16 protein-coding genes are annotated in these 13,358 nt (G+C 36.1%); 3 read left to right on the top strand and 13 right to left on the bottom strand.

Features of this window, described 5'->3' with window-relative positions:
- Positions 1-3: 3 nt before the first annotated feature.
- On the top strand, positions 4-786 hold the full coding sequence (locus AC5LWZ_RS11595) for a primase-like DNA-binding domain-containing protein (protein ID WP_493463752.1): 783 nt from the start codon (positions 4-6) through the stop codon (positions 784-786).
- A gap of 168 nt (positions 787-954) precedes the next feature.
- Here the strand turns inward: AC5LWZ_RS11595 and AC5LWZ_RS11590 are convergent, their stop codons facing one another.
- Positions 955-1,575 carry an NADPH-dependent F420 reductase gene (locus AC5LWZ_RS11590; RefSeq protein WP_110447082.1) on the bottom strand — a complete coding sequence of 207 codons (621 nt, stop codon included), beginning with the start codon at positions 1,573-1,575 and terminating at the stop codon, positions 955-957.
- Positions 1,576-1,675: 100 nt separating this feature from the next.
- Between AC5LWZ_RS11590 and AC5LWZ_RS11585 the strand changes: the two genes are divergently transcribed.
- Positions 1,676-2,572, top strand: coding sequence for a LysR family transcriptional regulator (locus tag AC5LWZ_RS11585; protein WP_370548235.1), 897 nt, complete (start codon positions 1,676-1,678; stop codon positions 2,570-2,572).
- A 153-nt stretch (positions 2,573-2,725) separates the two neighbouring features.
- On the opposite strand, the gene AC5LWZ_RS11580 is transcribed toward AC5LWZ_RS11585, so the two are convergent.
- The 7 genes from AC5LWZ_RS11580 to AC5LWZ_RS11550 all read right to left on the bottom strand — a co-directional run bounded on the left by AC5LWZ_RS11580 (position 2,726) and on the right by AC5LWZ_RS11550 (position 8,551).
- Positions 2,726-3,085 carry an MmcQ/YjbR family DNA-binding protein gene (locus AC5LWZ_RS11580; RefSeq protein WP_198201016.1) on the bottom strand — a complete coding sequence of 120 codons (360 nt, stop codon included), beginning with the start codon at positions 3,083-3,085 and terminating at the stop codon, positions 2,726-2,728.
- An 812-nt stretch (positions 3,086-3,897) separates the two neighbouring features.
- On the bottom strand, positions 3,898-4,113 hold the full coding sequence (locus AC5LWZ_RS11575; protein WP_370548274.1) for a LysR substrate-binding domain-containing protein: 216 nt from the start codon (positions 4,111-4,113) through the stop codon (positions 3,898-3,900).
- Positions 4,114-4,217: 104 nt separating this feature from the next.
- Entirely contained in the window at positions 4,218-4,469 is a 252-nt protein-coding gene (locus tag AC5LWZ_RS11570) for a LysR substrate-binding domain-containing protein (protein ID WP_366939977.1), read from the bottom strand.
- 216 nt (positions 4,470-4,685) lie between these two features.
- Positions 4,686-5,144 (bottom strand): cyclophilin-like fold protein, encoded by a 459-nt coding sequence (locus AC5LWZ_RS11565; RefSeq protein ID WP_493463751.1) that lies wholly within the window; start codon positions 5,142-5,144, stop codon positions 4,686-4,688.
- 23 nt (positions 5,145-5,167) lie between these two features.
- Positions 5,168-6,199 carry an alpha/beta hydrolase gene (locus AC5LWZ_RS11560; protein WP_493463750.1) on the bottom strand — a complete coding sequence of 344 codons (1,032 nt, stop codon included), beginning with the start codon at positions 6,197-6,199 and terminating at the stop codon, positions 5,168-5,170.
- Between the two features lie 30 nt (positions 6,200-6,229).
- The gene (locus tag AC5LWZ_RS11555) at positions 6,230-7,438 is read right to left on the bottom strand and encodes an MFS transporter (RefSeq protein WP_493463749.1); all 1,209 of its coding nucleotides are present in this window, start codon (positions 7,436-7,438) and stop codon (positions 6,230-6,232) included.
- 231 nt (positions 7,439-7,669) lie between these two features.
- Complete coding sequence (locus AC5LWZ_RS11550; RefSeq protein ID WP_294892542.1) at positions 7,670-8,551, bottom strand: LysR family transcriptional regulator; 882 nt, start codon at positions 8,549-8,551, stop codon at positions 7,670-7,672.
- A gap of 520 nt (positions 8,552-9,071) precedes the next feature.
- Here AC5LWZ_RS11550 and AC5LWZ_RS11545 point away from each other — a divergent pair.
- On the top strand, positions 9,072-9,389 hold the full coding sequence (locus AC5LWZ_RS11545; RefSeq protein ID WP_493463748.1) for a chorismate mutase: 318 nt from the start codon (positions 9,072-9,074) through the stop codon (positions 9,387-9,389).
- A gap of 121 nt (positions 9,390-9,510) precedes the next feature.
- On the opposite strand, the gene ureG is transcribed toward AC5LWZ_RS11545, so the two are convergent.
- Genes ureG through AC5LWZ_RS11520 form a run of 5 tightly spaced genes read right to left on the bottom strand, consistent with a single transcriptional unit; the run spans position 9,511 to position 13,350 of the window.
- On the bottom strand, positions 9,511-10,128 hold the full coding sequence (gene ureG / locus AC5LWZ_RS11540; protein ID WP_086359531.1) for an urease accessory protein UreG: 618 nt from the start codon (positions 10,126-10,128) through the stop codon (positions 9,511-9,513).
- A 38-nt stretch (positions 10,129-10,166) separates the two neighbouring features.
- Positions 10,167-10,835 (bottom strand): urease accessory protein UreF, encoded by a 669-nt coding sequence (locus AC5LWZ_RS11535; protein ID WP_493464210.1) that lies wholly within the window; start codon positions 10,833-10,835, stop codon positions 10,167-10,169.
- A gap of 1 nt (position 10,836) precedes the next feature.
- Positions 10,837-11,304, bottom strand: a complete 468-nt coding sequence (ureE, locus tag AC5LWZ_RS11530) for an urease accessory protein UreE (RefSeq protein WP_086359529.1) — start codon at positions 11,302-11,304, stop codon at positions 10,837-10,839.
- Positions 11,305-11,324: 20 nt separating this feature from the next.
- Positions 11,325-13,028 (bottom strand): urease subunit alpha, encoded by a 1,704-nt coding sequence (ureC, locus tag AC5LWZ_RS11525; RefSeq protein ID WP_493463747.1) that lies wholly within the window; start codon positions 13,026-13,028, stop codon positions 11,325-11,327.
- Positions 13,021-13,350 (bottom strand): urease subunit beta, encoded by a 330-nt coding sequence (locus AC5LWZ_RS11520; RefSeq protein ID WP_493463746.1) that lies wholly within the window; start codon positions 13,348-13,350, stop codon positions 13,021-13,023. Before AC5LWZ_RS11520 ends, ureC begins: the two co-directional genes overlap by 8 nt.
- Positions 13,351-13,358: the final 8 nt, after the last annotated feature.

The raw sequence follows: 13,358 nt of genomic DNA, 5'->3' as shown, positions 1-13,358 counted from the left end.
ACGATGTTATCAGGTAAAAACAATACTGTAATAGGCACTATGGACGCATTAGAAAAGGCAAGGGACAGAGCCTTAATCGTGGGTTACTCATTAGTCATATTACCCGACCAACCACGTTACATGGGCAGTGGCGCAGGATTAAAAGCGATTACTGGCGGTGATGAAGTCGCAATTGACCCTAAACATAAGCAACCCTATCCCTGCAAGATTCCAGCAGTAGTGTTAGTAATTAACAACGAAGCCATGCGATTTAATGAGCGCAACGGGGGCATATCAAGGCGAAGAGTAATATTTCACTTTGGCGAGGTTATACCAGAAAAAGAGCGAGATTTAAACCTGGTTAGCAAAATAGAGCAAGAGCTACCCTCAATTGTTAGACTGCTACTTAATGAGTTCGCTAACCCTAATGACGCTAAAGAACGATTACATAAACAGCAACAATCAGAAGAAGCAACGACTATTAAAAGAGAATCGGACCATTTAGTCGATTTCTGTAGCTATTTTGACGCGTTAAACAACCCTACCGGTATGTTAATAGGAAATCTTGGAATTACGCCATTTAATCCAAGAAAGTATCTTTACCATGCTTATATCGAATACATCCGTAACACAGGGCTGAATAATCCCCTATCCCTTACCCAGTTCGGCACATCTTTAAGTTATGCAATGAACGAGAACGGCAAGCAATACATGAAGAAGCGCTATACAGCAGGAAATAAAACTAATTTAGAACTTAATTTAAACGTCAGCAAAGACTGGTTACCTAAAGCGGAAGAGCCTATCTAAAGCTAATTATTTATTAATGTTTAAACCGCCTTGATTGGCGGTTTTTTTGTATAGTACGAATATAGAGTTAAAATATAGACCGTACATGGCGACTATTTAGAAATATAAATTTTAATATCATTTTGTTTATTATGAATTAAATAACAAAATTGACTATTATTTTCGTATTTATGCTTTGACCCAAATCGGGGCTACAGTTGGTCCTTGCCCAAGGAAAAAGGCAAAATGAATATTCATTGCACCAATAGGTTCAATAAAACGACTATTACACAAAGAACCAGCGTCAATCGGTTCAAATCCAATTGAATTAGCAATGTTTGATACAACGGTTTTCGCGTTATCATCATCAGAAGCAATAAAAACTTGCAAAGTTTGTTTTGTTCGTGCTGATGTAGGTAATAATTGAGCAAAGATAGTATTAAATGCTTTTACGATTTTCGCCTTTGGTGCCAATGCTTGAATTTCTTCTGCGCCTGATGTGACATGACCAATCAGTAACTCTTTAAAGTCTTCCGTAACTGGGTTAGTTATATCAATTAATATTTTATCGGTTAAATCACCACAAGAGAGTAATACCTCTTTTACGGCTTGATAAGGTAGTGCTAAAATCACCATTTCGGCTGATTTTACCGCAGTTTCAATACAACCGCTTTCAGCGCCTATATTTTTTGCGAGAGTCTGAGCTTTTGCTGAGTTTCTGCTTGCAATTACAATATCATGATTTGTTGTGGCAAGTACATTTGCAAGTCCTGTCCCCATATTTCCTGTTCCAATAATAGCAATTTTCATTTTTATCTCCTGTTTATGAATGAATTGATAAAACTATACAATAGAAATAAAAAGTGATAAATTTCAGTTATATTTCATATTTAAAAACAAATTGTTTCTAATGGATAGATTAACTTCTATGTCTGTTTTTGTGAAAGCCGTTGAATTAGGCTCATTTTCGGCTACAGCGAACGTATTTAATATGTCACCACAATTAGTCGGTAAACATGTCCGAATGCTTGAAGAACACCTAAATGTTCGTTTGTTAAATAGAACAACTCGTCACCAGAGCTTAACCGAAGTAGGACGTGCATTTTATGAACGTGCCAAAAATATTCTTGCCGAAGTTGAAGAGTCAGAAGCGATTGCAGCACAAATTAATGCCATACCTCGAGGGCGAATTAAGATTAGTGCACCAACAACATTTGGCACTCATGCATTAGCACCTCAGTTACCCGAGTTTTTAAGCACTTATCCAGAAATTTCCATTGATTTATCACTTACTAATCGTATTGTTGATTTAATTGATGAAGGATTTGATTTAGTTTTCAGAGTTGGCGAATTACCTGATAGTGGATTAATTGCAAGAAAATTAAAACCTTACCAGTTGATTTTGTGTGCTGCCCCTTTATATTTAAAATCCTCACCACCGATTAATTCACCAAAAGATCTTAAATATCACGAATGTTTAGGTTTTTCTCACACAACATTACAAACTCATTGGCAATTTGAGGGAGCTGAAGGTCATTTTTCTGTACCTGTATCAGGGCGATTCATGACCGACAGTGGTGATGCACTATTACCAGCTGCCATTGCTGGATTAGGTATTATGTTACAATCAGCCGAAATGGTGACACCAGCAATAGAAAAAGGACTGTTAGTTCATCTTTTACCTGATTATCATGTACCAACCCGACCCATGCATATTCTTTATGCATCTAATCGCCATGTTTTACCTAAACTAAGATGTTTTATTGATTTTTGTATCCAAAAATTTGGTGAAGATGAACAAGGTTAGAAATCATAATAAGCTGTATAAATTGGTTACCTAAAGCAGATGAGCCTGCTTTTTTGTTTATGAATATTCTAACCGCCTTGATTGGTGGTTTTTTGTATTATACAAAATAGATACTTAAGGAAATAAACAAATATACTAAAGCTAAGGCTAAAATTACTTTGAAGTTAAGTGATAACTTTCGGTAAGTAAATCGAATATTTCTTTATCTGATAAAGGTCCAGAAAGAATAATGCTGATCCAATGTTCTTTATTCATATGATATGCTGGCAAAATACCTTCTTTTTTCCTTAAAGATCCTATATGTTCAGGTCTTGCTTTAATATCCAGAATATCAATCTCTTTATCATCTTTTATACCAAGTTTTGAGCCAGATACATTCATAACAATAGCATACCATTTATCACCATCTTGATGATGTCGCAATACTGCATAATTAGGTAAATTTTCCCACAGATAATTAGGTTCTGAATGAAAATGTTTTTTGGCATAGTTAAATAATGTTTCTCTATTCATTATAATCTCCTAAAGATGTTGGATATAGAAAATACAACTTAACCGCATTGAAGTTTATTCCCTTAAGTATAACATTATAGTTGACTTGGAATAATCAAAATCATAAAAATAAATAGTCCATTATTTAGCTAATCTAATAAAAAATTTTTACACCACTGAATTATGTACAGTTCGAATGTAGAGTTATGTATAGTTAAAATGCCGACTATACATAGCACAAACCCTTATACAATAGGCCTTATAAGAAATCATGTATAGTATGTACAGTTTTTTATAAAATTTTATTTTAATGGGGGTAGTTAATTTCTTTACCACTCAAATTTGGGTGCAGTCTCTTTGGACAGATTTTTACATCCACGAAAAATCAACTTTAAATCAAAAATAAGTGAGTACTAAAAATACCCAATTTTAGGGGTTACTTTTTATTTTTGGGGTACACTAACGAATATAAAAAATAGAAATCATTTACCCAAAATGGTTTAAAAGACGTTTTTCAAGTCCCGACCACCCACCATTAACATATCTACACAACTCTACCTAAGTCAATCAAACCCTTATATACAAACACTTTCAAGAAATCCTTACTCAACCGAGTTCAACTGCAATTATCCTAAATCTAGCATTAAATCGGATACCAAACAGGATACAGAAAAAAACATTAACTAAATTTTTTATTTTTATTCAACATATTAGTTAAGTTATCCGAGTCCTATAACAGGGCTGGAAAAATAGATTTCATAACTTTGCCTTAATAACGATTATAATTTTATTTCTTAAAAATTGAACAATCCTCTAAATCTTCACATTTAAATTTAAACCCTCAACGTATTCACCACAACCCGTAATGCGGATGATATATTGCGATGTGGATAGTAGAGGTATAAAAATGGAAAAGTATAGCTATACTCATTAAAAATGCGGATGAGTTGACCATTAACCAGTTCCTTTGCAATCAGTTCTTCGGGTAAATAAGCAATCCCTAATCCCATTTTTGCGGCAACGAGCGTTGGATAATCATCATTTAAAATCCATTGTCCTTGTGGGGTGATTTTAACAATTTGACCTGAGTATTCAAATTGCCACTAAAAAAGATGTCCGTTGGATAAACGATAACTAATACCTTGATGTTGTGTTAACTTTTGTATCGTGCTAGGAAATCCTTTTTTTGAAAATAATCAGCCGTTGCTACAACCGCCATTTTCATAGGTTGACTAATGCAAAAAGCGACCATATCTTCCGCAACATCACTACCAAAACGAATACCCACATCAAATCCTTTTGCAACAATATCAACAAAACGATTATTACTAATAAACTCAAACTGAATATCAGGATATTTGTCCTTAAAATGGGCTAATTTAGAGAGTAGTAGCGTCTCAATCACTTGTAGTCCACAGTTAATACGCACTAAGCCAGATGGTCAATTTCGATAGTTTTCAATCTGTTGAAGTTCGTTATCCATTTTAGCAAAACTTGTTTCAACAGTACGAAATAGCTGCTCGCCAACTTGGGTAAGCGATTGCCAGTGCAACGGATAAAAGTAATAATATTACCACTATTTTATAAATCCACTTTTTTATATTTTAATGCCTTATTTAATTTACTCCACACGACTTAGTGTTGCCACAAAATCCTGTTTTAAATTTGCTAATACGGTTCGGCCAGACTCAATATGACCCAATGTAAACAATTGTGAATTAGTTCCTACACCTTGATAAAACAGAGCCAAATTCCCCCAAGGCGCATAATAAGTAAAATCCCCAGAAATATGAGCGGCACTTGCCATACCTTGAGTAATTAAGCGTTGTGGCAGATAAGCGATCTTCTCGGCTCCAACATAATCACTAAAAGTCAGTGTTAAAGGTAGCAGTGCCAGTAGCTGATGACTGGCAGGAGTATCGAGTAAATTGACAATCACTTGCTGATCGTCAATAGTCAGTTTTATTTTTGCTAATGTTGCACTTTCAGTTTTTTGACTAAACGCCGAGAAACTCATCAAAAGTGTAATAAATGCGGTTATAAACAAGTTTAATTGTCGTAATGGATGTCTATTTATCATGATGATATCGCCTAGAGTGAGAATTAGTTAGCTAGATACTGATCAAAAAACTGACTTGCTTCATTAAAATAACGCTGGGCTTCTGGCGCATCAGAAACCATTAAATATTGGGCATGAGATACGCCTTCTAGCACCACTAAATCAGCAGCCACGCCGGCATCTCGTAATTTCAAATGCATTCTGATTGTGTTACTTAAAAATAGATCGCGCGTTCCCGTAACTAACAGCGTTGGTGGAAAATCATTCACGTCACCATAAATGGGAGATAATAGTGGCTCTTTAAGATCATGATCGCCAGCATACAGTTTGGCTGCGTCTCCCAACCAGCCGTCATAACTGACGAGCACATTATCAATCCCCTCATGCGTAAAATAGGAATCACCAGTTTTACTTAAATCGGTCCAAGGCGTGCCAACAACGATCGCCGCTGGTAAAGGTAGGTCGTGAGCTTTGGCATTTAGCATTAAGGCTAGTGTCATACCACCGCCAGTTGAGGTGCCAAATACGCCAATATTCTCGGCAGGATACTGTTTAAGCAATTCGCGATAGGCTGTTAGTGCATCGTCTACGGCCGCTGGAAACAGAAAGTCTGGTGCCATTCGATAATCAATTGAAATGACGTTGATTTTTCCATATTCCGCCATCATAATTGCTTCAGCGGTACCTGCCTCACCTGGATTAAGCACATAACCACCGCCATGAAAATGTAATAAGATACGATTTTGATTATATGGTGCAATCGTTTTAGGTGTGACCATAAAGGCATTAACATTACCAAGCTGCGTAGCTGTAACACTGACTTGCATTCGTTCTTTTAACGTAGGAAGTGTTTTTAATGTTTGGGCAGCAATCGTATCAACCCATTGATGCCATTCGGAATTAGTTTTAGGATGATCCTTCCAAAAGGAAGGGGGGTCGCCAGAGACTAAAGGTTGTAATGCCTGACTCACTGTTGATGGATTTGGAAAATGTTGCACAGCCACTTCTGCCGTGTTCGCAAGTGTTGTTTGTACAAAAGTTAGCATAAACACTAAAGTCGTAAACTTGAATTTCATTTGTGATCCTTTTTATCTATATAAGATTAATTAAGCAAGGTTGCCTGTTGCTTTTTTATATAAACTAAAACACAAGGCGGTAATGATGGCACCTATAATACAAATAATCGTGGCCGTGATAAAAATGCCACTAACCCCTAATTGGTCAAAGGTCATTCCACCAACACCAGCTGCTAAACCAATGGAAAGTTGAATCGCGGCAACCGACAATCCACCAACCAATTCAGCTTTATCAGCAAGCGTTCGAGTGATCCACGTTGACCAACCAACAGGGATAAATCCAAACACAAATCCCCAAGCAATCACTAATGTAGTATCCATAGTCACATTATCAGAACTTAAAAACCTATATTTAATAAATAAGAGCATGGCTATAGCGGCTAAGACTAAATGAATAGCGATCATCACAGGTCTAAAAAATCGGCCAAGTAGTAAACCCGCAACAAAGGTTCCGATGCAATTAGCGATACCAAACACCAATAAAATAAGGGTTAATGGACCTGTTTGTAGTGCTAAATTGTGTTCTAAAAACGGTCGCAGATAAGTAAAAAAGAGGTGATAGCCTCCATAACTAAAAATTGTACCGATAATGCCAAGAAAACACCAATTTTGCTTAAATAGGGCAAACATATTTTTAAAATTACTGCTTTCACGCGGCGGTAAAGATGGTAGGGTAAGCCGTTGCCAAACTAGTGCGATAAAACTTAACGCCGCAGCAATAAAAAACACATTACGCCAACCGACTAAATGACCTAAATAACTGGCAAGAGGCAGTGAAATAATCGTTGCAACCGACACTCCGGTATAGACAATACTTAATGCTCGAGGAATATCTTTACTCGGCGCTAATTGTAATACTACAGCAGATGCCATTGACCAAAATCCACCAACACAAATCCCTAATAGCGCTCGACCAATCAGCATAATGAAATAATTAGGCGCAACAGCAACGAACAAATTGGATAATACTAATAAAATAGAAAAAGTGAGTAATACTACTCGACGATTAATATTTTGGGTCATGGGTGCGAGAAGCAAACTGGTGACTACCGCAAAAATCCCCACCATTGTGACGCTTTGGCCTGCTTGACCTTCAGTAATATTGAAATCTTGTGCGATAGGGGTTAATAAGCTAACAAGAATAAATTCCGCGGCAATCAAACTTGTTACTCCAATAAATAGTGAAAATATTGCTCCCCAATACGCCGTACTTGGGGAATTTAATGTGTTATCTGACATGGTTAATCCCATTATTATATTAAAGACGAATGAATTGAATAGTTGTGGAATGGGTCATAGTCTAAATAGCAGCTAAATATATGTAAATTACTTATATTTTATGGTTATTTATGCCTTAAAAGCATGGGTATAAACTGTATTTAATGTAATTAATATCAATAAAAAGAAGTCATAAGAATAAGCCCAGCAAAATAGGAGGATCATTTTGCTCACTTCTATATTCAGAGGAATTTATTGAGAAAAAGCCTGTTTCATTCGCTGTAAACAGATTTCAGCTGCTTTTGAAAAAATTTGATAACGTTTCCAAACTAAGTGAATATCAACCATTAATTGTGGCTCTAAAGGTTTAAAACAAAGATGACTATTACCTGTCGTGTTAATCAGCTTATCAATACTTAATGCATAACCCATGTTTTTTTCGACCATAAGTGAGGCATTGTAAAGTAGGTTATATGAGCCAATTACATTGAGTTTATCTAAATCACGTTTTAACCAGCGCGTAATTCGGTTATCGACTTCTTTCTGTTTAGAGATAATAAGTGGCAAGTTCCATAAATCGCTAGGTCTAATCACATCTTGATGTGCAAGTGGACTATCTTTACGCATTAACACTCCCCAAGTATCTTTTTCCGGCAATAGCAACGACTCATATTTGCTGATATTTTCCACACCAATTAATAATCCAAAATCGAGCAAGCCTTTATCGAGACGTTCTGTTACTTCATCAGCATCACCACTATAAATATGCACATGAATTTGCGGATAGTCGTGTTGTAATGCTTTAACAACCTCAGCAATTAATCCCATGGCATGGGTTTCACCACAACCAATATAGATATTGCCACTGATTTCCTCAGCTGAGGTTTGAAACTCTAATTCAGTTTTTTGCACTAATTCTAAAATTTCTTCAGCACGTTTGCGTAAACGCATACCTTCATCGGTTAAGGTAATTTTACGACTGCCTCGAATAAATAAGGTGTTACCCAATTCTTGCTCTAATTCAGCCAGTTGACGAGATAATGTTGGCTGAGTCAGATGTAAATACTCAGCAGCCGCAGTGATACTTTCCGCTCTAGCAAGAGCTAAAAAATAACGTAATACTTTAATATCCAAAATGACCTCACATACAACTATTTTTTATGCTTAAAAAGTATAACAATAATTAAGTTATAGGAAAAAGATTCGTTGTTTTTATGTACAGTAAAAATGTAGAGTTATGCAGAGTTAAAATGTAGACTATACATAGCACAAACCCTTATACAATAAGGCTTATAAAAAATCATGTATAGTATGGACAGTTTTTTATAAAATTTTATTTTAATGGAGGGGGTAATTTCTTTAACACTCAAATTTGGGTACAGCCTCTTTGGACAGATTTTTACATCCGCGAAAAATCAACTTTAAATCCAAAATAAGTGAGTACTAAAAATACCCAATTTTAGCGGTCACTTTTCGTTTTAGGTATACGTTTAGGTGTGCGATTGGTTGTGTTAAAATATAGTATTAATAAGGTTTTTTATTTGGTTGTTTAGTTTCCCTTGACCCACCAATTCCAAATTCTGCAATTTAAATCCTTTTAGCAATATTTATACAGTGCTAAGATAGTAAAACTATCAATTATCGGCCATATTATATGTTCCAATACCGTCCAAATGTCTTAGCCAATGAATGTCGTGATATGAATGATATTCGCGCGGAAATTGATAATATCGATCATCTAGTAATTCAATTACTAGCAACTCGTTTTGACTATGTTAAAGCCGCCAGTCAGTTCAAAAAAAATGCTATCGATGTTCAAGCTAAAGAACGTTTTAATAGTATGCTTGAGCAACGTAAGCTTTGGGCTGATGAGTTAGGTCTCGATGGTGATATCATTAAAGAATTGTATGCTAATTTAGTGAAATATTTTATTGATGAAGAATTAAAGCGTCTTCAACATAAAGAAAAATAATTACGTTAACTTGTTATTAACAATTTAATTTAAGCTTATTAATTGCTAGGTTAAATGTTTATGCTTGGTTCTTAACTTCCCCAACATTATTTATCTGGATAATGTTGGGAATGTGATAAACTTATTTAAATAAACCGTTGGTTTCAATAAATTCAATGACTTTATCTAATCCTTGTTTCGTCCGTAAATTAGTAAATGCCCATGGTTTATCAATGCGCATTTTATTGGTATCAGATTCCATCACTGCTAAAGAAGCACCGACATACGGTGCGAGATCAATTTTATTAATGACTAAAAAGTCTGATTTAGTTATACCAGGACCTCCTTTTCGTGGAATTTTTTCTCCTTCAGCAACATCAATGACATAGATAGTCAGATCGGCCAATTCAGGACTAAAAGTTGCACTAAGATTGTCTCCTCCACTTTCGATAAAAATAATATCTAGATGTGGAAACATTTCCATTAATCCCTCAACTGCAGCTAAATTCATTGATGCATCTTCGCGAATTGCTGTATGTGGGCAACCACCAGTTTCAACACCAACAATACGTTCGGGATCTAATGCTTTTGCATCGGTTAATATTCGCTGATCTTCTTTTGTATAAATGTCGTTAGTGACAACGGCTAATTGATATTTGTTGCGCATTGTTTTACATAGCATTTCAAGTAGGGCCGTTTTTCCTGATCCTACCGGTCCGCCAACTCCAATTCTTAGCGGTGTATGTGTAATGGTATTCATATTCTCTTCTCTTTTTTCTATAATTTTATGAGCTTAATTTATGATCGAAACAGTCTTGAGTACTGTGTTTCGTGACAACTACTGGCAATAGCTACTAAAGGCGATCCTGCGCCAATATCATCATCTTTAACATCATTTGCTTGCTTAATAATTGAAGGTAATAATGTTGATAATTGATAAATCAGCTGTTGTCCTGCTTGCTGTCCTAAAGGTACTAATTTGATTGCCGCCATAATGTTGCTTTCGAGCCAACTGTAACTCCAGCTTATTTGTATATCTTCTAACGACATTTTATTTGTGGCACCATACCAAGCAAATCCGGCAACTTGTGACTGTATTAATAAATTTTGCCATGGATGAATAAACCCTAATCCTTCTAGGAATCGAAAAAAGGCTTTTCCTCGTTGCTGTTCTTCAAGTCTTAATTCACTTGTTTCTCGTTGACGTAGTAAATTTCTAGTCCAATAACTAAAACCTTGTTCATCTTGGTTAATAGTACATTGATGTAGTCGAGCCAAAATAGGTAAGTCACAAAAGCGCAATGTGCTATACATTTGCTGTATTAGCCAATCTTTGGTTTCGATTTGATTAGTTAACCATTTGGCTTCAACTGCCCATTCTAATCCTTGAGAATAGGTGAATCCCCCAACAGGTAAATTTGCACTGGCTAATTGTAAGTTACGTAAATATTGCAGCATGTTTTTTATCTTAATGATGATGGTGGCCAATAGCACTACTTTGATAGGCTCCAGCTTCCGGTTCAAATGGAGCTTGTTCAACCAGTACTTTAATTCCTAATTGTGTTAGCATTTCATCCAACACATGATCATGTTGATAACGAACAAAGTCTGTAGCAATTTGTAATGGAACATGACGATTACCTAAATGATAACATGCTCTGGCTAACAACAATTTATCATTGCAGTAGGCTGTGGATACATTTTCGTTTGCAGCCAATACTTCAATAATTATTGATTCATCCTCTGTTGCAAGATAATCACCACCGCGAATTAATAAACCTCTAGGTAATATAACACCGGCTTCCTGACCACTATTAAGCACTATTTTGCTGCGGCTTTTTATTCGGCTATCAATATCTAATTTAGTACAGTATTTGACAGACTGTAGTTGTGTTTTTGTTAATGGTTTAGTAAGTATCTTTGTTAAAATTATCATGATGTTATGTTCTCAATTTATTAAAATAAAAAGTATCTCTGTGCCATTGGTAAGATAGATGTAGCTTCACAACTCAATAGATTGTTATCGGCCTTTACTTCATAGGTTTGGGCATCCACTTCAATATTGGGTTGCCATGAGTTATGGATCATGTCTTGTTTTTTAATCTGACGGCAATTTTTTGCCACACCAATCAAACTTTTTAATCCCAAGTTTTTTGCTACATTTAAATCGGCAGCTGATTGTGAAATAAATGTCATTCTAGATAAAAAACCTGCTTTTCCTAAGCTAGCAAACATAGGGCGATAGTGTACGGGTTGTGGTGTGGGAATTGATGCATTAACATCACCCATTTCGGCGTAAGCAATCATTCCCGCTTTAATAATTAAACTTGGTTTTATGCCAAAAAAAGCAGGTTGCCAAATGACTAAATCGGCTAATTTTCCTACTTCAATAGAACCTACTTCATGGCTTATACCATGGGTAATCGCTGGATTTATAGTGTATTTAGCTAGATAACGTTTAACTCTAAAATTATCATTCTGTTGATTATCTGGATATAATGGGCCACGTTGCGTTTTCATTTTATGAGCAGTTTGCCATGTTCTTATGATAACCTCTCCCACTCGTCCCATAGCCTGAGAGTCTGATGAAATCATAGAAAATGCGCCTAAATCATGTAATATGTCTTCCGCAGCAATAGTTTCTCTGCGTATCCTTGATTCGGCAAAAGCAACATCTTCTGCAATTCCAGCATCTAAGTGATGACAAACCATCAACATATCTAAATGTTCATCAATAGTATTGATAGTATAAGGGCGAGTAGGATTTGTGGAGGAAGGTAAAATATTAGCGTAACCACAAGCTTTTATAATATCGGGGGCATGGCCGCCTCCTGCGCCTTCCGTATGATAAGTGTGAATGGTTCGCTCTCCAATGGCAGCGAGAGTGTCTTCTACAAAGCCAGATTCATTTAAAGTATCGGTATGAATAGCTACTTGTACATCCATCTTATCGGCTACATCAAGGCAATTACTTATTGCTTGTGGTGTTGAGCCCCAATCTTCATGTAATTTTAAGCCAATAGCGCCGGCATTGACTTGTTCGATTAATGGCTCAATAACACTGCAATTCCCTTTAGCTAATAACCCAATATTTACAGGTAAATTATCACAAGCTTGTAACATTTTTTCGATATGCCACTTACCTGGTGTACACGTGGTTGCGTTTGTTCCCGTTGCTGGGCCGGTACCACCACCTATAAATGTAGTTATTCCTGAACATATAGCCTCTTCAGCTTGTTGTGGGCAAATGAAATGGATATGAGAGTCAATTCCGCCTGCTGTAACAATGCTATTTTCGCCAGCAATAATTTCAGTGCTAGCACCAATAGCGATGGTTATATCTGGTTGTATGTCGGGATTTCCCGCTTTACCAATAGCTAAAATACGTCCATTTTTAATACCAATATCAGCTTTAACAATTCCCCAATGATCAATGATTAAAGCATTGGTTATTACAACATCGGCAACCAAATCTTCACATAATTGGCTTTGCCCCATACCATCACGGATTACTTTTCCACCACCAAATTTAACCTCTTCACCATAAGTAGTGAAATCTTGCTCAACTTGTATCCATAACTCGGTGTCGGCTAAGCGAACTTTATCTCCGGTGGTTGGGCCAAACATTTCTGCATACGCTTGTCTAGAAATATTACTCATTTTCAATTCCTTTATTATCTAATGCACCCATTACAGCACCTTGGAATCCATACACTTGCCTTTTACCAGCTAGTTCAACTAACACTACAGTACGGCTTTGCCCAGGCTCAAACCGTACAGCAGTACCGGCTGCAATATCTAAGCGATATCCATAACTAATGGCACGCTCAAATTTTAAGGCTGGATTAACCTCGAAAAAATGATAATGAGAGCCTATTTGAATAGGTCTATCACTATGATTAGCAACTGTTATTTGAATGGTTTTGCGATTTTTGTTTAATTCAATATTACCCGCTTGTACAATCACTTGGCCTGGAATCATATAATTTA

The sequence above is a fragment of the Gilliamella sp. LMG 34362 genome (genome assembly GCF_984569125.1).
The sequence above is the reverse complement of the archived record's forward strand: the minus strand, read 5'-3'. Positions and strand labels throughout refer to the sequence as shown.